The sequence below is a fragment of the Halobacillus sp. ABR2_026 genome (assembly GCF_056158545.1).
Genome location: NZ_JBSWTM010000001.1, coordinates 3,440,278 through 3,459,345 on the forward strand (window position 1 = coordinate 3,440,278; position 19,068 = coordinate 3,459,345).

Sequence of the window (19,068 nt, forward strand, 5' to 3'; positions counted from 1 at the left end):
TCAATATTTTTAAAAAAATTAATAGAATGCTTTATATTAATGGTCTTCGCTCACCTTGTGAGACAAGTAAACCATCGTTAACATAACGAAAATAAACGCCTGGATGAAACCAATGAAAGTACTAAAGCCCATCCATGCAATCATCGGAACGGTCGCTCCGATAAATCCTCCTACGCCAGTCGCTGCAAGTCCAACGAGCAAGCTCAACAGGATTTCACCTGCATAAATGTTCCCGTAAAGACGCAGACCAAGAGTCAACGTATTTGAGAACTCTTCAATAATCTTGAACGGCAGCAGGAACGGCAATGGACGTACAAATCCTTTTGCATATTCTCTGCCTCCCCGTAGTTTCACTCCATAATAATGGGATAACACAACGACTAGTGTCGCGAGTGTCAACGTGATTCCGGGATCAGCTGTCGGTGATTTCCACCACAGTGTGTGTCCAACTACACCATTAGTGACTACCCCGAGCATGTTCGCTACGAAAATGTAGGCGAATAAAGTCAGTCCCAGCGGTAAAAAGAGCCTACCTGTTCTCCAATCCATGTTGGAACCGATGATTCCTTTAATAAAATCGATCAGCCATTCCATGAAATTCTGGAAACCTGTCGGATATCGCTGCATGTTTCTTGTCGCCGCTACGCCGAGGATGAATACGATCAATGACGCGACAAACATCATCAATACGTTCGATAAGTTGAAATCCAACCAAGAAATTCCAAACGCATCCTCCCACATCGGTGCTTCGTGATTCAAACTGTTCACCTACCTTCCATCATGCTAAACTGTTGATTTATTGAACAGATAATCTATTAAAATGACAATATAGGCTGCCATTAAGCCCAATACTACTGATATTAAATGGAAATGTTCTTCAAACTGAAGGGCGATGACTACGGCTAAAGCGCCAGAAGCCAATCGAGTAAACGTACCAATTCCTCTTGCGGAGCGGTTATCTGCGGAAGCTTCGCCAAGCTTGCGGTATTTCGTTGCATGAGCCAGAGGTTGTAGAAGCTCAATGCACTTCCGAGAAGTAGTCCGAGGAAAATCGGCTGCCAAGGGGTAATGCCCCAACCAAGTACAAATAATGCCAGAAGGTAGAACATCCATTTTCGCTGACGGGTCATCATCTGTTGATATCCTTGCATGTCAATCGTCTCCCGTATACTTGCGTACTAAATGAATGGTTCCATATGTACCTGCACCTAACCCGAGGAGTAATCCTATGATTAAGAATATGGGTTCAGTGGAAAAGTGACGATCCATCCATTTCCCAAGAAAAACGCCCGCTAACGGACCACCTGCGAGTTGGGATGTAATCATGCTGGTTAAAGCCATCGCTTTGAAGGGTTGACCGGTCTGTTTCATCCGCTTTCCCCCCATAATTTTCTAGTGGCAGAAACCTTACGTGTCACTAATGAAAACCTTATCATTCCACACTATGTAAGAATACAATAGGGGTCCTTTGATGTCAATGAGTATGTGAGTAAAAGTACAAATGAATGACATAATTCGATCACATTTTCGTCACATTTAGCACACGATTATATGGCTTCAAATATGTGGAACACAACCCAAAAATTATCATTGTTTCACGTTATACGCAATACCCCATTGGAGAAATAGGAAAAAGAACACCGGACGACACCCGGCGTTCTTTTTTTATTCCTTTCCTTCTATATAAATAGGGAAAGAATAGATGGATTCTCGGCCATCATTTTGAACGGTAATCACTGCGAGATAACTCCCTTTTAAATGTAACGAATCCAGTCTCACTTCCCCTTCCACTAGCCCCGGGCGCAAGTCCTTCATATTCATTAACGTACCTGCTGTCAACATTGTGCCTGCCCGGTAAATATCCACCCTCAACTCCCTGACATCTTCTGCCAGGTGGAACCTGTACCTTGCCATTTGTTCGTTCTGCCATGTCGTTTCAAGTTCAAATCCTGACACGACTTCATAATTGGAAGTCTCTTTCACAAATACATAGGGAACGGAATAGGTGGTTTGTCCTTGATTCACCTGAATAAATCCTTCATGCACACCATCCTCTAAAAATGAAGAAGCTCCACGAAGTTCGACGGTCAATTCCTTTGTTTCTCCTTCAGCTAGTTCCACTGTTTTAGGCACCGTCCATGATACTCCTTTTTTCATAGAAGGAGTTTCAATCACAAGGTTCACCGTTTCCTCCTTTAAATTTTGAATGGTTAAAGGGAGTTGCTTCCGGAATATCTTCTCCTCTATTTTCCCAAAAGACAGCGAACTTTCCTGTATAATAAGTTCAGGGTCCAATGCTTCATTAATATCTACATAACCCGCACCTTGTTCGGTTGGAGGAAAAGGTCCATCTCCATTCGCCAGGACATTTGCGGTACTTGTTAACGACTGCTTTACTTCTTCAGGTGTCCAATCCGGGTGTGCTTCCAGGATTAAAGCCGCCATGCCCGCTACATGCGGAGAGGCCATACTCGTCCCTTGTAAAGATTGATAACCTCCGGGTACGGTACTTGATATATTCACTCCCGGTGCAAGAATATCAGGCTTTATTTCCCAATTGGTCGTGACAGGTCCCCTTGAACTGAAAGGAGCGACCTGATCCCCTAAAGAGACATCCAGTGTTTCGACCCACTGGTTTTCACGAATTACTTTCTCCTTCAGCCACTCCCCCGATTTCTTCGATAAAGAACCGACAGGAATCGGCAAGTCCCCTTCCAGCCCCCCCTGAAAACTTCCTTCTTCGTTATTATAAATAAGTACAGCCACTGCCCCTTGCTGGTAAGCTTTTAACGCTTTATGGCTAAATGGAATCCCACCTCTTTCAAACAATACAACCTTCCCTCGAACATCCTCGAACTCCTCTTCCCCCGTCCCGGCAAAAACAACGGGATACTTTTTAGTCAAATTCCATGCAGGGGATCCAGCCATCGTTTGAACGATTATCCTTTCCTTTTCACCAGGAACCTTCAGGACCTTAGCCTTCATCGATAAAGCAGAAGCTCCTACTGTAATCGCATCTGTTGAAGTAGCCGGCGACCCGATCGTCCATTCCCCTGGACCGGAGTTCCCAGCAGCAACTACCACGACTGTTCCTAATTCAATCGCCTTATTCACCGCATGACTGGTTGGCCAGTCCGGACCGTTCACTTCATTTCCTAACGAAAGATTAATCACATCCATGTCATCTTTAACCGCTTCTTCAATCGCAGCAATCACCTGAACCGAGGAACCCACACCCCCAGGACCTAACGCACGGTATGCGTACAGCTCCGCATCAGGGGCAATTCCCTTCATCTCCCCGTTCGCACCTACAACACCTGCCACATGCGTTCCATGGATGGTTGCCCCTTCTTCCTCTGTTTCCATTGGATCGTCATCAAAATCCACGGTGTCATAACCGCCCCGGTAATTCTCTTTAAGGTCCGGGTGAGTATAGTCGAGCCCAGTATCAATAATGCCGACCTTCACCCCTTTTCCAGTCTGCGGGTGACGGAGGTCGTTTCTTATGTCTTCTGTTGAAAAAGTAGGAAGTTCTTCTTGGAGAGCTTGATACGTTTGGACGGGGTGCTGACTTTTCACGACATCCATCCTTGCCACTTTTTCCAGTTCTTCTGCTGTTCCTCTAATGGCAGCTCCATTAAAAATCGTATCGTAAGTCGTCACTACTTCAAGCCTCGGCAAGCGTCTTTCTATCTCCTGCACAAATCTTTCCGGTGACTCTGACAATTCCACGATCATCGTCACTTCTTCATCCGGTTCAGGAGCACTGAATCCGCTCAATAAAAGCAAGACTAACCATAAGATCATTCGATATCGCATATCCTTGTGCTCCTTTTTTCATAGCATTCGCCAGAAAAGCACGATTATGCGAAAGCAGGATAAGGATTTCTCTCATAAAAAATCAGCAGACAAAGAAAAGGACGAGGGCCTGCTACCCTCGTCCTTTCGCTCTCTTGTTATTCAATTTCAAATGGTGCCGGCTTGTCCTCCCGATGGTTAAAGAAATAACGAATCGCTTCTGCAATACGGGCAGAAGCATTGCCATCTCCATACGGGTTGGAAGCTTGGGCCATCGCTTCATGCTTCTCTTCATCGGATAACAGCTCATGAGCAAGATGGAAGATATGATCCTCTTCTGTTCCTGCCAGTTTCAAAGTACCCGCTTCAATTCCTTCCGGACGCTCGGTCGTGTCACGCAGGACGAGAACAGGGACGCCAAGAGAAGGAGCTTCTTCCTGAACGCCCCCTGAATCGGTCAAAATAAGATGGGCTCTTGAAGCGAAATTATGGAAGTCGATCACATCCAGCGGATCAATCAGTTTGATCCTGTCATCATCTCCTAAAATTTCATCAGCCGTCTCTTTCACTACTGGATTTAGGTGCACGGGATAAACGACTTGGATATCTTCGTGCTCCTGAACGAGCCGTTTGATCGCCCTGAACATCTGTTTCATATTGTCCCCGAGGTTTTCACGACGGTGAGCCGTCATAAGGACTAGACGCTTACTCCCTACTTCCTCAAGAACTTCAGAAGCGTAATCTTCTGAAACAGTCGTCTGCAGAGCATCAATTGCTGTATTCCCAGTAACGAAAATATGATCTTCAGATTTATTTTCAGCAAGAAGGTTGTCTCTGGATTTATTCGTCGGTGCAAAATGAAGGTCTGCCATAACACCTGTCAACTGGCGGTTCATCTCTTCAGGGAATGGAGAGTACTTGTTCCATGTACGAAGCCCTGCTTCAACATGCCCAACCGGAATCTGGTTGTAGTAAGCCGCCAATGACGCGGCAAACGTCGTCGTCGTGTCCCCGTGGACCAAAACAACATCCGGCTTTGTTTCCTTCATCACTTCATCCAGCCCTTCCAGCGCCCGGGTCGTAACCTGGGCGAGAGACTGGCGCGCTTTCATAATATCCAGATCAAAATCAGGTTCAATATCGAATATATTCAATACTTGATCCAACATCTCTCTGTGCTGAGCGGTTACAGCAACGATCGGCTCAAATTGTTCCGTTCGTTTTTTCAATTCCAGCACGAGCGGAGCCATCTTGATCGCTTCTGGTCTCGTTCCGAATATCGTCATTACTTTAATGCGTTCTGTCATGAATGCTCCTCCTTTAGTGAGGAAGTGATTTTATTTGGTTCCGTATAAACGGTCTCCTGCATCTCCTAAACCTGGAACGATGTATCCTTTTTCATTCAACTTCTCATCCAGGGCAGCAAGATAGATATCCACATCCGGATGTTCTTTCTGCACAGCTTCAACACCTTCAGGGGCAGCTACAAGACACATCAAACGGATTTGGCGTGCTCCACGTTTCTTCAGGGAGTGGATTGCTTCATTGGCAGATCCGCCGGTTGCAAGCATCGGATCGATGACAATCAGTTCACGTTCTTCGATATCACTTGGAAGTTTCACATAATATTCGACAGGTTGTAATGTTTCCGGATCACGGTAAAGGCCAACGTGTCCGATTTTCGCAGCTGGGATCAATTGGATGATTCCATCTACCATACCGAGACCGGCACGGAGGATAGGAACAAGTCCGATCTTTTTCCCTGTCAGTACTTTCGCTTTTGCATCCTGTACGACTGGTGTATCGATAGACACTTCTTCAAGCGGTAGATCGCGGGTGATTTCAAAGGCCATCAATGCAGCTACCTCATCGACTAGCTCACGGAAGTCTTTCGTCCCTGTCTCTTTTTTACGTATGTACGTCAACTTATGTTGAATCAATGGGTGATCCAGTACATAAACGTTTGCCATTGCCATTCACTCCTTCTGAAAATTTACATCCTTTAAATTGTACAGAAAAAGAAACCTCTCCGCAACCTATCAGCGTATTACGAATTATTACAGAATTGCGCCCATCAGTTTCAAGATGTTTTCGGGATTCGTTGCCTTGTTGGGCGTCAGGGGTGGCTGGGAAGTTACTCGCTTTGCTGTGGGGATGACGGCAAGCCTCCTCATCACTCGCCCACGGAAAGCGAACCTTGTCCCGAAGCTCCTTAACTTCCGCAAAAGTCTCAAAACCAAGTCTTGCACAACCCTGACTGATTCTTTAAGAAGAGCCACTAGATCAGTCTAGTGGCTCTCGGTGGCTACATTCATTAAATAGAAGAAAAGTTGAGTGTCTGATATAACGGGAAGCGGGACGTGAGTTCACGAACGCGTTTTTCCGCTTCTTTCATTTTCGATTCATCTTCATGATGGTCGAGCGTGAAAGCGATCAGATCTGCAATTTCTTCCATTTCCGCTTCCTTAAAGCCCCGGCTGGTGACAGCGGCGGTGCCGATTCGGATTCCGCTGGTAACAAACGGGCTTTCAGGGTCGAATGGAATGGTATTTTTATTTGTCGTAATTCCAATTTCATCTAAAGCTTTTTCAACTACTTTTCCGGTCAAACCTTTGCTGCGTAAGTCAAGTAAAAGTAAATGGTTGTCCGTCCCGCCGGAAACGAGATCGACTCCTTTTCCGATGAGAGACTCTCCCAGTTGTTTGGCATTGGCGATAATTTGACGGGAATAGATTTTAAAATCCGGTTGCAAAGCTTCCTTGAAGGACACAGCTTTAGCTGCAATGACATGCATCAATGGTCCACCCTGCATTCCCGGGAATACGTTCTTATCAATTTTCTTCGCGAATTGTTCTTCGCAAAGAATCATGCCTCCGCGTGGTCCACGCAGTGTTTTATGAGTCGTCGTCGTGACGAAATGAGCATGGGGAACGGGGTTCGGATGAAGACCCGTTGCAACCAGACCTGCAATATGAGCCATGTCGACCATGAGGTAGGCTCCGACTTCATCAGCGATTTCACGGAATTTAGCAAAATCAATTTCTCTTGGGTATGCACTGGCACCAGCTACGAGCAATTTAGGCTGGACTTCTTTCGCTTTCTCCAATACAGCATCGTAATCGATCGTTTCATCCTTATCATTGACTCCATACTCTTGGAAATTGTACAGTTTCCCGCTGAAATTGACAGGACTTCCATGGGTAAGGTGACCGCCGTGATTCAAATTCATTCCGAGTACGGTATCTCCATGTTCCAGAACAGTGAAATAAACCGCCATATTGGCCTGGGCACCAGAGTGTGGCTGGACGTTTGCATGATCGGCACCAAACAGTTCTTTTGCACGATCACGTGCCAGGTTTTCCACAACGTCTACGTGTTCACAGCCTCCATAATAACGACGGCCCGGATAACCTTCCGCATATTTATTCGTAAGGACAGAACCCATCGCTTCCATAACTGCTTGGGAAACGAAGTTTTCTGAAGCAATCAACTCAATATTATCCTGTTGGCGCTGTCTCTCGTCCTGGATGGCTGCAAAAATTTCTGCATCTGATGATTTTACATGATTCATGGTCTAGCTTCCCCTTTCCATTCCTAATGATCACAAGAACCTTCTTCTTCTTGACTTACATAAACCGCCCGTGCTCCACCAATGAGAGGAGGTCTCGTTTTCGCTGCTGTAATGTGAGCATGACCGATCGCCTTTTTAGCGATACGCAGCGGAACAGCTACGCGCTTCAAATGCATACCGATAAGTGTATCACCGATATCAAGCCCGCCTTTTGCTTCAATACTTTCGACGAGAACGGGGTCTTTCAGATGCTTAAAAGCGAAGGACGCCATCGATCCACCGGCTGTCGGAACAGGGATTGCGGAGACTTCCGTCAAATGTTGTCCCTCCAACACATGGCGTTCGACGACTAAAGAGCGATTCAAGTGTTCACAACACTGAAAAGCGAGGTGAACGCCGGCACGTTCCGCAAAATTCTTCAGCTCACTGAAAATGACTTCAGCAATTGCCTCACTCCCTGAAGTTCCGATCCTCTCCCCGGCAACCTCACTGGTAGAGCACCCGACAACAAAAACACCCGGCTGAATGCCTCCTGTTTCCATAAGCTGATCGGCCACAGAACGGACATCCCTTTGAATCTCATTCACATCCATCACTCTTCCACCTCCTCTATGTGTCAGCACATGCGGGGAGACCCCCGCAAGCGATTATTTACAAAAAAAGGAGAAGCATCCAGCTCCCCCTTCAATTGTCAGCATCCGCTTAAGCTTCAGCTTTTCTATATCCCATTGTATTACTTATTTTCATATTCGGCAATCTTACTCACACGTCTTTCATGACGACCCGCTTCAAAATTCGTCGAGACCCAGGTACGCGCGATTTCCCGCGCCAATCCAGGTCCAATTACACGCTCTCCCATGCACAGTACATTGGAATCATTATGTTCGCGGGTGACTTTCGCTGTGAATAAGTCGTGCACTAATGCGGCACGAATCCCTTTGACTTTATTAGCGGAAATAGACATTCCGATTCCTGTTCCACAGATGAGGATCGCTTTATCAAATTCTCCGTTTGCTACACGTTCAGCTGCAGGGAATGCGTAATCGGGATAGTCGACGGAATCGTCACACTCACACCCTATATCTTCAAACTCAATGTCTAATTCACTTAAAACGTCTGCTACTTCATTACGTAAGTTCACTCCGCCATGGTCGGAGGCAAGGATCACTTTCATCTATAGACACTCCCATCTTCTAATATCAACCTTATCGTGACAGTTTCCCTCTCCCCTGTCAATGTGAGGAAGGTAGGACTTGATTGGCTTAGTCACTACGTTCTTTAAATGAAAATCATTATTACCCGCGATCATTCATTTCCCTTCATGTCACAGGTGGATAATGGTTTCCCCGATCATCACAGTATAGTCCTGAAAAATAGGCTCTGTTAAAGTTCGGTTTTGATATTTCCAATATAAAACTCATTTAGAGATGTTTTGGCTCAAGGAAAAGGTTCTTCTTGCTCCATCATCCAGACACTCGCGCCATACTACCCGTAAAGAAATGAAAAGCATTCCCCGGTGCCGGTTGACGTATGCCAGTACCCCCCATTGGTGTGGTGTCCCGCGGAAAGGGAGTGATTCCCCGTAGATCTATCCCTAACAACCATTAACAGCGCAAAAAAACCCGGAATCTCCGGGTTTAGAATATGTATAAACATTAAATAAAGGCTGTGAGCGACGAGGATGTGTTCAGAGTCAATCATTCCTCGTCGCGAAGTTTTTCTACGAGGCGATCAATGTAGTGGTTCAACTCATCACGAGTTTTTCGGTAGATGGTAAGGTCTCCACCAAAAGGATCGATCACGTTCAAATCAGGCAGATCTTTTTCGAGCTGCTCAATTTCTTTTATTTCTTCAGCAAGTTCGTCAAACAGTTTTTGTTCCAGTTGCTGTTCGTCGAGCTTGTCTTTGTATTCACTTATTATGGATAACCGCTTTTCTTCAAAAGAAGCGTAAAGATTTTTCAGATGCTGCCACTGGTTTTCATCGACAAGGACATATTCTTTCAAGGTGTAGTATTTTTCTTGATGGTCCGGATACTGGAGGGCGAGCGTCTGTTTGTGCCGGTCCGTCATTGTAAGCACAAGGTCTGCCCAGTGTAACAATTCGTGATCGACAGGCTTTGTCTGATGGTTCAAATTCAAATGAATCTCCCGAAGGACGTTGGCCGAATTTTCAGCCAGAGGTTCCCCTTTTCCAGCGAAGATTCCTGCAGATTGGACACTGCCTTTCTCAAGTTTCGATTTCAACAATGCCTCAGCCATCGGACTGCGGCAAGTATTCCCAGTACATACAAATAATATGTTCATAACCAATCTTCTCCTCATCCATAGTCCGTTTTCTCTATAGTACCACAGCTATAATTCAGACGGAAAACATGTCAGAAAATGGCATTTAATCCTAGCGCACATAATATGCTGCCTCCAAGAAGTTCACTATACGTGCCAAGTAACCCCCCTGCCCGTCGTCCAATGATAAAGCCCGTCCATGTCAAAACGGCACTGAACAGCCCGAAAGAAAGAACGGAAATGAACATCTCCGCCTCCCGCAAACCCAAACTGAACCCGACAGGAAAGCTGTCAATGCTCACACTCAAAGCAAACAGCCACATCCCGATGCCGGTGACACGATAAGAAACGGAATGTTTCTCAGTGAACGAGGCAAACACGGCATAGGCTCCTAACCCGAACAGCATAACTCCCCCAGACAACTCTGCCCATTCAGCCGCGCTATCCGACAACCACTTTCCGAGCAGCATGCCAAGTCCAGGCATGACCATATGAAAAACACCGATGACGATCCCAGTGAAAAATGCGTGTCTCAACCTTACAGCCTGCAACCCCATTCCTAAAGAAACGGGAGAATGCGTCCAGACCTAAAGCGATCGATAATAATAGTAGTGAAGTGATATGCTCCAACTGAAACTTCCCCTCCCCGGACATGCTATATCATCGTATGCATGCAGGAAGAGGGGTATGTCAGTACGTCTGGATTCTCTGGACAGCCGCTTTTTTCAATCGGTTCATAACAGCCGCTCCGACACCTTTTTCTGTGAAGGACTCGCACAGAATCAAGTCGACATCAGACTTTTTAAACTCTCGTAAAGCTCCGTAAAGATTGACGGCTATCTCGTCCAATTTTTCTCTTGAGCCACATCGTATAAGCGGCGCATGGTCCAGTTTTTCAGCCAGTTCATCACTGGCGATTACGCCGATCTTGTATCCCTCACCCCTTAAATGATGGAGTTGTTTCGAGAAAAAGTCATCATTGCCATCCACCAGCCAAAGTGGCGATTCAGGGGCATAGTGAGTATATTTCATTCCAGGAGATTTAGGCTTTTGTTTTTCATCCGCAAGCGCTGGATCGATTATGACTTCAGGAAGGATCTTTTCCAAGTCTTCTTTCGTCACACCACCAGGCCTCAGTATAATTGGAATTTCTGTTGTACAATCCACAACTGTGGACTCTACTCCCACACCCGTCGGGCCACCATCCAAGATTCCTGCGATTCTTCCATTCAAATCCTGATAGACGTGGTCAGCTGTCGTCGGACTTGGACGTCCTGATCGATTGGCGCTTGGCGCAGCAAGTGGCCTGCCCGTTTGACGAAGCAGGGTTAATGCAAGAGAGTGATCAGGCATACGAATGCCGACTGTGGATAACCCAGCGGTCACATTTTCAGCAGCTGTACCATTACTATGGAGAACAAGCGTCAATGGCCCGGGCCAGAAAGCTTCCATCAGTTTACTGGCTACAGGGGGAATGTCAGAAACTAACTCACTGACTTGTTCCTCATCTGCTACGTGTACAATCAAAGGATTATCTGAAGGTCGACCTTTGGCTTCAAAAATCCGTTGGACCGCTTCTTCATCTGTTGCATCCGCACCCAGTCCATAAACCGTTTCTGTCGGAAAAGCGACCACCTGTTTATTTCTCAAAAGCGCAGACGCCTCTTTGATTTCAGTGGCTGCTGCTTCCGGATTCTTCGATTCTTTCCACCATTTCGTTTCCATACTCAACGTACCCCTTTATTCCGTATCTTTTGTCGATTTCTATTATGATGAATTCTACAAAATATCGCAAATTTAGACATTATTCACAAGATGTCCTCAAGTTATCCACAATATTACCCACATATCCAAAGAATCCGTTAGTAAAATAGAGGTGATGAAAATTTTAATTCACAACTTATTAACAAGTAATACCCGAATTGTTAATAAGTAAGCTACTTATGCACATTTAATCGTGTATAACTTCATATATCCACAATCTTTTTTCGACATCCTTTTTCTTGAACTGTTGATGTTGAAGGAGAAAGTCCAACGTATCTGAATGACTTTCTACGTGGAGCTCTTTCCAGCCATCTTCTTTCACATACTCCTGGATCACTTCGAACACCTCTAATATTCGGGCCGGTGAAACGTGGTCCTTCACTTGAAGCTGTTCGAGCTTTCCTGCCCCTTTGGATAACTGAATCAAACGGAACGACCCGATCGACTTGTCGTCTTTTTTCAATTGGTAAAGTTCTTCCTCTACGTGCTCTATTCGCATAATAGAATCCACACCCCTTTGTCCTACTCTATGAAAAGGGATGTGGATTCTATGCTAGGAAAAGATGCTTTCCCATATTTTCAAGACAAAGAACTGGACTTCCGCGTCTTCATCTTCTACTATTTCATCCGTTTCTGCTTGCTCTACTTCTTCCGCTTCAGCTACACTCGTCCCATTTGAGAAATCGAGGAAACATAGAGGTGGAAATAGAACACACCACCAATTGTCGCCTTTCCCCTCTCCCAAAGTAATAAGAATCGCTTCATATTCCCCTGCAGGGTAGACAAAAGATCCATACAATTTCGTCGGGAACTGGACGTTTGAGTCATAATCCACCGTATACGTTTGATCGATACCTTGGCTTTCCAGAGTCTGTCCTACGATCGCCTGAAGCTCAGGCAGCCGGCTTTGAATGAGGCCCCTTGCCGCTTCAATGGAAGTCAGTTCTGCTACCCATTCCGTAATTTCGGCATTCACTTCATCCCTGACCAAGCGTTTAACATTCTGATCTGCCTTGTCGTTGCTATCTGCTAATATTCGAAGACGGATGGCTTCATCCGGAATTACTTGATAGTCATGCTGGGCCTGTGATTGCTGCCCCCAAGGGAGGACCGCAATAATAATAGATAATGATAAGAATAAAAGCCAACTGTTTTTCATGTTTATTCCTCCCTGTCCCTCTACTAGTCGCTAGTATGGACAGAGAACACAGCCTTTAAACCACCAATCTATTAATCTTTTATTTTATGCTATCAAAAAGGCAAAAACCATACGATCTTTCCCATTGATATCTTTCCTGACCTCCGCCTGATATTCCGGCAGCAGTTTTTCCAAAAGTCCTGAAACAGCTGCGCCCTGATCTTGTCCGATCTCAAAGGCCAGGCATTTCGGCATTTGCTTCAACCTGGACACCTGGGTGAGGATCGTTTGATAGGCAGCAAGCCCCTCTTCATCCGCAAATAAGGCCATTTCCGGATCAAAGTTTAATACCGTATCATTCATTTCACCTTTTTCGGAGTAAGCAATGTACGGAGGATTGGAAACAATGATGTCGAAGGACTCCTCTAGGAGCGGCTCCAGAAAATTCCCTTGGCAGAAGGCAACATCAGCACCGTGACGTTCGGCATTTTCTGCCGCCGTCTTAAGAGCTTCACCCGAGAGGTCGACTCCTTTGACAACACTTCCCTCGATTTCTTTAGAGAGTGTAACGGCAATGACCCCGCTACCGGTTCCGAGGTCGACGATTTTTGGAGTTTCCAAGTTATTTTGCAGGACAAACTCCACGACCCCAAGGACCAGTTCTTCTGTTTCAGGACGTGGCACCAAGACATGTTCATTCACTAGAAATTCTCGTCCGTAAAAATGGCCTACTCCTGTCAAATGCTGAAGCGGGACTCCTGTATCCGCATGCCTGCGGACAGCTTCCATGAACGTTCGGGCCACTTCCTGCGGGAGAGCTTCATCATCAAATGCAAGAAGTTGCGCCGGACTCCAACCGAGATAATGTTCGAGAAGTAAATCAGCTACCCTCGCTTCTCGTCCCTGTTCTTGTAAAAAAAGAGAAGCCCAGCGGCGGGCTTCCCGAATCGACGTAAAAGTAGGCTGCATACTATTCACCAATCTGCTCTAGTTTTTTCGTCTGCTCTTCGATCAACAAGGCATCAATGATTTCATCCATGTTTCCTTGAAGGATCTGATCGAGTTTTTGAAGCGTTAAACCAATACGGTGATCCGTCACCCGTGTCTGAGGGAAGTTGTACGTACGGATCCGTTCAGAACGATCGCCGGTCCCGACGGCAGACTTACGGTTTTCATCGTATTCCGCCTGTGCTTCCTGTTGAAATTTATCATACACACGGGCACGAAGAACTTTCATCGCTTTTTCTTTGTTCTTGATTTGTGATTTTTCGTCCTGACACGATACAACGGTCCCTGTCGGTACGTGAGTCAGACGTACAGCGGACATTGTCGTGTTGACACTTTGTCCCCCCGGGCCACTGGAAGCGAATGTATCCACACGAATATCCTTATCATGCAGCTCCACTTCCACTTCTTCCGCTTCAGGCATGACAACGACTGTCGCAGTAGAGGTATGAATCCGGCCGCCTGATTCTGTCTCTGGTACACGTTGAACACGGTGTGCGCCGTTTTCAAACTTCAGCTTGGAAAAAGCCATGTTTCCAGAAACCATAAAGATGATTTCCTTATAACCACCAACATCGCTAGCATTTGCCTCAATGACTTCCGTTTTCCAGCCTTGCGCCTCCGCATAGCGCGCATACATCCGGTAGAGGTCACCTGCAAACAAAGCAGCTTCATCTCCTCCGGCTGCCCCACGAACTTCCATGATTACGTTCTTATCATCATTCGGGTCTTTCGGAAGCATAAGCACCTTCAAACGCTCTTCAAGGTCTTGCTTGCTTGTGGAAAGTTCATGAATCTCTTCCTTTACCATTTCCACCATATCCGCATCCATCTTGTCATCGAGCATTGCTTTTGCATCGTCAAGCTGCTCGACAACCTCTTTATACTCGCGATAGGCAGTCACAGTTTCCTGCAGTCCGGATTGCTCCTTGGAGTACTCACGCAGTTTGTTCGTATCAGATATAACTTCAGGGTCACTAAGTAGTTCATTCAACTTTTCGTAACGATCTTCTAATGTTTGTAAACGTTCGATCAATGGTATGCACCTCTTTCTCCATAACATTCTAATTATATTATAGAGAGGTCATGGTTACAACCACTCAACACGACTCATGATAAGCCCGTCAAACCCTCGACATTATTTGATTTTCACATGAATGTCATAACGAGGAACGGCTTGATATACTGCTTCTTGAATCTGGTCTTCCCATTCCGCCCGTTCTTCTTTTGAAAGTTCTGCATCACCTTTAATATGAACGGTGACCCACACTTGATCCGCTTCTAGCGTTACTCTTTTCACTTCTACACCTTCAAGTTGCTGGGCGGCTTCTTTAATATTCTCCCGATCCTGTTTCAAGCCCCATGTGTACCCGACTTTATTCATGGACCTCGGGCTCTCTTCTCCTCGTGTCACTTCATTGTTGTACCCCATGTTTTCCACATCGTCGCGACTTGTCATTCCCTGATATTTATCTCCTTGCAACCCACAGGCACTCAGCAGAAGGACCGCCACACCAGCAGATAGAATGAATCGTTTCATCTTCAGCACCTCTTCACTTTTTACCGTTATTGTCTCCGTAACCTCAACACTTATGCCAAGCTTCTCACAGAAACAACATTCCCTTGATCCAGTTTCCAAAATGGTAAAAGCGTTCCTTGTTTCCTTTAACGACAAGAAATTTTCCGTCACTTGATCCATGGGAGATGACCCAGGGGACAGCGAGACTCCTGCGGGAACCAGGTACAACGAGAGACCTCGGAAGGTATAGCCTGCGGAAGTTCACGGTACCCTACGGAAAGCGACCACCTCCCGCATTCATCAGAGGGAAGGTCCTCTTCTCCTTATAAAAGTCCAATAAAAAACCAAGCGGAAGGGAATCCGCTTGGTTTAACCGTTTATTTTTGAATAAGCAGTTGATATTTTTTCGGTATGACATTCTCCTGCTTAATTCTTTCCAGATAGGCTTCCGCCTCTTTATAATCTTCAAAAACGAGGTCTTTATTATCTTTCCTAAATTCAATGATGACATCTTTATTGTCTACTCCAACAATACGATACAGATGACATACTCCTTTCTTTGAGCATCCTAAGCTCGAAGAACACAAAAAAGCCGAAAAGTATCTACGTGTCGCGTGTTCGATACTTTTCGGCTTTTGCCTAGCTCTATTGTCCAGATCAATATTACCGAATGATTTATTTAATGTTATATCAGTCTTCAATGGATGAAATAAAAGTAAGGACCAAACCTTTCCGCTCCGTCCCAAATACTATTATAGTATAGATTTACGCAGATTAAAACCGTGCCTTTATACCGATTCTTTCATTTCCTTATGTCGCTGAACCACGTGATTCCCTTGAAGGGCTTCACAGAGACTCACATACTCTATACACATTTGGTGAATGGCATCATTTCCACCATCTACAAGGACCAGACATTCTTCTGCCGCTCTTCTACATGTTTCCGCGCATGAAGCAGAAATGTCATCCATTATGGGACTATTCTTTTCGACCGTTTCAACAGCGTACTTATACGCCTGCATACAGTCTTCCAGCAGTAATGCCTTCTCCATCATTATGGAACTTCCATTCGTACGCATCCCATCATCCCCTTTTTATGGCTTCAATATGAATACCATATAACTGCTGTCTTTATCGAAATCCCAGTCGACAAAAACACCTTCAATACTTTTGTCTAGTATTGCTTCGAGTGAAGCAAGGTTCAATAGTCGTTTCTCAAGCCTCCGCTTGGAAATCTTCAAAGGCTGCTCATATCCTGCATGAATCATTTCCTTCTCAATGGCCACTAGGATTCCTTGTCGCTCAACAAGTAATGTCCTCTCATTTAGTAAGTAAGACCGGATGGAAGCAGGCGTTTTTTCAGCTTTACGACTCATCCTTTCCACTTCTTCATGGACAGCGTCTTTATGTTCATAGGATTTCAAATCCTCATCACCTGGTTGTTCCGTATCAATGACTCCGATCAACATGCCTGTATGATTAGCCAGGGACCAATCATAGTACAACGTATTGACATATATTCCTGCGCCGGCACGGAAGGTCGCTTTAATATCTGGAATCAGTTCCCGCATCATAAGATCACGGGTTTCTTCCACTTTTTTATCGTTTCTCTGACCGACCAGCACCCTTTCCATAGGGGCAAGGAAATCCTTCAGGTAAATCGTCAGGAACTTCCCCTCGATGGAAACAAAGACACCAGAAGGTCCTTTTCCGAAATTATCCCGCAGCAATTTCCCGATATATGTCGACATTTCCGACTGAACAGAACGCTTATCCATCACTATCACTCCAGACCAATCGTGTATCTACTATTAAAGTATCACAAAAGGGGCAGATTTAAACGGACGCGAGCACATTTGTTAAAACAGGAAATAATGGAGAGAGTAGTCCTGTTGCCTCTTTTAGACCCTGTTCTACAAACCTCCCCCATGTAAATGAAATAGTTTCGTGTTAACACCCATCACAACAAGGCGTTCCTTCCATAAAAAAAGCTCTGATAAAGTTCAGTGTTGATATTTGCATCATGGGAGGACTTTTGAAGACTTGATTTCGAGATGTTTTTTAAGTGGATGGGGCTACGGGGAATAGCTCGCTTTCCGCGGGAGCGCGGTGAGCCTCCTCAGGCTAAAGCCTTGCGGGGTCTCACCCTGCACTTTCTTCCTCGTAGATATCCGGTTTCTGCGCCTAGCGGCTAGTGAGACTTCCCTCGCTTCTGTACGATAAGTCAACATCGAATCCCTTCGTTCTTCGTGTTTCCTTTATCTCCTCCAGCTCAGTCCAGTCCATACGCCGCTGAACGAGGCGCCTGCACACTTAAGATTGGAGTCTCGCCATTCCCCTCCGCCCCTTTGCCATATAAGTGTCTCGAAACCACTACTTAAAAAATCAGCTTGTATGGTTAAGAAAAGGGAATGATATCATCTCTACCCCATGAACGTTTAGCATACGCAAATGCTTGATACTACGTATGATCTGCCCGTCTAAGGGAGAAGAATTGTACTAATCCATACAGATGTTCGAACCTCAACCATTCATGCTCACCCTTTTTAAAGTGGCTTCGAGACACTTATAAGGGAAAGGGGGCGGAGGGAAACGGTGAGACTCCTATGGGACGTGTGGGACAGGTGAGACCCCGGAAGGCGTAGCCTGAGGAGGCTCACCGCCCGCCCCATGGAAAGCGAACCTTTTCCCGGAGCCCCCTAGAATCACACAAACATCTCGAAGCTGAGTCTTCCACAAACGGGAGCTTTCGTTGAATAAGCCAAATATAAAAAAAGACAGCTGGGTAATCAGCTGTCTGGATCAATGTTTATGTTGTTTTTTCGGCGTAAACCTTCTTCACTTCCTGTTGCCTGGGTTTATTCGGCACCTCGTGGTGGTGACGACACCTCGGTTCATATGATTCGGATGCTCCGACTAAGATGATGGGATCATCATAGGAAGCGGGTTTACCGTCAATCAAACGCTGGGTCCGGCTCGCCGGGGAACCACAGACAGGACAGATGGCATTCAATTTGGTGACACTCTCACTCAACGCCATCATCGCTGGCATTTTACCGAATGGTTCACCCCTGAAGTCAGTATCCAGCCCAGCGACAATGACGCGTATGCCTTTGTCCGCCAAACACTCTACGACCTCTACGATATGCTCGTCAAAAAACTGCAGCTCATCAATTCCAACAACGTCCACTTCATCCGTCACGTGCTGAAGGATGTCCAGCGAACTCTTCACAGGGCGGGCCATCACTGAAGTGCCATTATGAGAAACTACTGCATCTTCTTTGTAACGGTCATCAATCGCCGGCTTATAGACGCGGACCGTCAAATTACCGAACGTTGCACGTCTAACGCGACGGATCAACTCTTCGGATTTCCCACTGAACATACTCCCGCAGATGAGCTCAACCCATCCACTTTGTTTCATTACATACACGTCCACTGTCGCTCCCTTCTCACTCGATCAAGCATCAAACATACGGAGAGCCATGCGGATCTCTCCTTTATTTCAACAAAAAAGAGCGCCCCTGATGAGGCCGTTGTTATACGGCGGCTAATCATCACCAAGGACAGCTCCCCTTATTCATAAAGTCCTTTAAAGAGTGTCGTTCCGAACGATATATGAACGCCGTACACCCCTATTTTTTGACAAAAAAACAGGCAAACCTCTGAGACAATTTGCCTGTTTTTGTTCAAAATGATGAAGCCCCCCTCAAGAGAGGGGGTATCATAATTATGAAAGGTTATATTTCTTCTTGAAGCGATCCACACGGCCGCCAGCTTTATCAGCTTTCTGCTTACCTGTGTAGAACGGGTGAGACGCAGAACTAATCTCTACGCGGATCAATGGATACGTGTTTCCATCTTCCCACTCGATTGTTTCTTCAGAGTACTTAGTAGACCCTGTTAGAAACTTGAAATTAGAACTTGTGTCTAGGAATACAACTTTACGGTATTCTGGATGAATTCCTGCTTTCATGTTCTTCCACTC

Annotated in this window: 22 protein-coding genes; all 22 read right to left on the minus strand. The window is 45.8% G+C overall.

Going from position 1 to position 19,068, the window contains the following annotated elements; translation table 11 throughout:
• Nucleotides 1-36: 36 nt before the first annotated feature.
• A complete protein-coding gene (gene atpB, locus ACXADE_RS17575; RefSeq protein WP_089652063.1) occupies nucleotides 37-759 on the minus strand; it encodes a F0F1 ATP synthase subunit A in 723 nt (240 codons plus the stop codon).
• Between the two features lie 24 nt (nucleotides 760-783).
• On the minus strand, nucleotides 784-921 hold the full coding sequence (locus ACXADE_RS17580; RefSeq protein ID WP_474981720.1) for a hypothetical protein: 138 nt from the start codon (nucleotides 919-921) through the stop codon (nucleotides 784-786).
• Nucleotides 903-1,151 carry an ATP synthase subunit I gene (locus ACXADE_RS17585; RefSeq protein WP_474981721.1) on the minus strand — a complete coding sequence of 83 codons (249 nt, stop codon included), beginning with the start codon at nucleotides 1,149-1,151 and terminating at the stop codon, nucleotides 903-905. Before ACXADE_RS17585 ends, ACXADE_RS17580 begins: the two co-directional genes overlap by 19 nt.
• Before the next feature lies 1 nt (nucleotide 1,152).
• Entirely contained in the window at nucleotides 1,153-1,371 is a 219-nt protein-coding gene (locus ACXADE_RS17590; RefSeq protein ID WP_474981722.1) for an AtpZ/AtpI family protein, read from the minus strand.
• Between the two features lie 294 nt (nucleotides 1,372-1,665).
• Nucleotides 1,666-3,819: a S8 family serine peptidase gene (locus ACXADE_RS17595; protein ID WP_474981723.1), complete on the minus strand. Its 2,154-nt coding sequence runs from the start codon at nucleotides 3,817-3,819 to the stop codon at nucleotides 1,666-1,668.
• Between the two features lie 137 nt (nucleotides 3,820-3,956).
• Nucleotides 3,957-5,105, minus strand: coding sequence for a non-hydrolyzing UDP-N-acetylglucosamine 2-epimerase (gene wecB, locus ACXADE_RS17600; protein WP_474981724.1), 1,149 nt, complete (start codon nucleotides 5,103-5,105; stop codon nucleotides 3,957-3,959).
• A gap of 30 nt (nucleotides 5,106-5,135) precedes the next feature.
• Nucleotides 5,136-5,768 (minus strand): uracil phosphoribosyltransferase, encoded by a 633-nt coding sequence (gene upp / locus ACXADE_RS17605; protein WP_146817609.1) that lies wholly within the window; start codon nucleotides 5,766-5,768, stop codon nucleotides 5,136-5,138.
• 344 nt (nucleotides 5,769-6,112) lie between these two features.
• A complete protein-coding gene (locus ACXADE_RS17610) occupies nucleotides 6,113-7,369 on the minus strand; it encodes a serine hydroxymethyltransferase (protein ID WP_474981725.1) in 1,257 nt (418 codons plus the stop codon).
• 23 nt (nucleotides 7,370-7,392) lie between these two features.
• On the minus strand, nucleotides 7,393-7,956 hold the full coding sequence (locus tag ACXADE_RS17615) for a TIGR01440 family protein (protein WP_474982263.1): 564 nt from the start codon (nucleotides 7,954-7,956) through the stop codon (nucleotides 7,393-7,395).
• A 146-nt stretch (nucleotides 7,957-8,102) separates the two neighbouring features.
• Complete coding sequence (gene rpiB, locus ACXADE_RS17620) at nucleotides 8,103-8,543, minus strand: ribose 5-phosphate isomerase B (protein ID WP_474981726.1); 441 nt, start codon at nucleotides 8,541-8,543, stop codon at nucleotides 8,103-8,105.
• A gap of 523 nt (nucleotides 8,544-9,066) precedes the next feature.
• Nucleotides 9,067-9,675 (minus strand): low molecular weight protein arginine phosphatase, encoded by a 609-nt coding sequence (locus ACXADE_RS17625; RefSeq protein WP_474981727.1) that lies wholly within the window; start codon nucleotides 9,673-9,675, stop codon nucleotides 9,067-9,069.
• 71 nt (nucleotides 9,676-9,746) lie between these two features.
• Nucleotides 9,747-10,190 (minus strand): manganese efflux pump MntP, encoded by a 444-nt coding sequence (locus ACXADE_RS17630; protein ID WP_474981728.1) that lies wholly within the window; start codon nucleotides 10,188-10,190, stop codon nucleotides 9,747-9,749.
• A gap of 154 nt (nucleotides 10,191-10,344) precedes the next feature.
• Entirely contained in the window at nucleotides 10,345-11,379 is a 1,035-nt protein-coding gene (locus tag ACXADE_RS17635) for an L-threonylcarbamoyladenylate synthase (protein WP_474981729.1), read from the minus strand.
• A 226-nt stretch (nucleotides 11,380-11,605) separates the two neighbouring features.
• Nucleotides 11,606-11,929, minus strand: coding sequence for a hypothetical protein (locus ACXADE_RS17640; protein ID WP_474981730.1), 324 nt, complete (start codon nucleotides 11,927-11,929; stop codon nucleotides 11,606-11,608).
• 42 nt (nucleotides 11,930-11,971) lie between these two features.
• Nucleotides 11,972-12,577: a stage II sporulation protein R gene (spoIIR, locus tag ACXADE_RS17645; protein ID WP_474981731.1), complete on the minus strand. Its 606-nt coding sequence runs from the start codon at nucleotides 12,575-12,577 to the stop codon at nucleotides 11,972-11,974.
• An 84-nt stretch (nucleotides 12,578-12,661) separates the two neighbouring features.
• Nucleotides 12,662-13,525 carry a peptide chain release factor N(5)-glutamine methyltransferase gene (gene prmC, locus ACXADE_RS17650; protein ID WP_474981732.1) on the minus strand — a complete coding sequence of 288 codons (864 nt, stop codon included), beginning with the start codon at nucleotides 13,523-13,525 and terminating at the stop codon, nucleotides 12,662-12,664.
• 1 nt (nucleotide 13,526) lies between these two features.
• Entirely contained in the window at nucleotides 13,527-14,597 is a 1,071-nt protein-coding gene (gene prfA, locus ACXADE_RS17655; protein ID WP_474981733.1) for a peptide chain release factor 1, read from the minus strand.
• A 102-nt stretch (nucleotides 14,598-14,699) separates the two neighbouring features.
• Nucleotides 14,700-15,101, minus strand: a complete 402-nt coding sequence (locus ACXADE_RS17660) for a lipoprotein (RefSeq protein ID WP_474981734.1) — start codon at nucleotides 15,099-15,101, stop codon at nucleotides 14,700-14,702.
• Nucleotides 15,102-15,868: 767 nt separating this feature from the next.
• The gene (locus ACXADE_RS17665) at nucleotides 15,869-16,159 is read right to left on the minus strand and encodes a four-helix bundle copper-binding protein (protein WP_474981735.1); all 291 of its coding nucleotides are present in this window, start codon (nucleotides 16,157-16,159) and stop codon (nucleotides 15,869-15,871) included.
• A 15-nt stretch (nucleotides 16,160-16,174) separates the two neighbouring features.
• Entirely contained in the window at nucleotides 16,175-16,858 is a 684-nt protein-coding gene (locus ACXADE_RS17670) for a Na-translocating system protein MpsC family protein (protein WP_474981736.1), read from the minus strand.
• Between the two features lie 1,031 nt (nucleotides 16,859-17,889).
• Entirely contained in the window at nucleotides 17,890-18,513 is a 624-nt protein-coding gene (locus tag ACXADE_RS17675) for a thymidine kinase (RefSeq protein ID WP_474982264.1), read from the minus strand.
• Between the two features lie 297 nt (nucleotides 18,514-18,810).
• Nucleotides 18,811-19,056 (minus strand): type B 50S ribosomal protein L31, encoded by a 246-nt coding sequence (locus ACXADE_RS17680; RefSeq protein ID WP_220584487.1) that lies wholly within the window; start codon nucleotides 19,054-19,056, stop codon nucleotides 18,811-18,813.
• Between the last annotated feature and the right edge of the window lie 12 nt (nucleotides 19,057-19,068).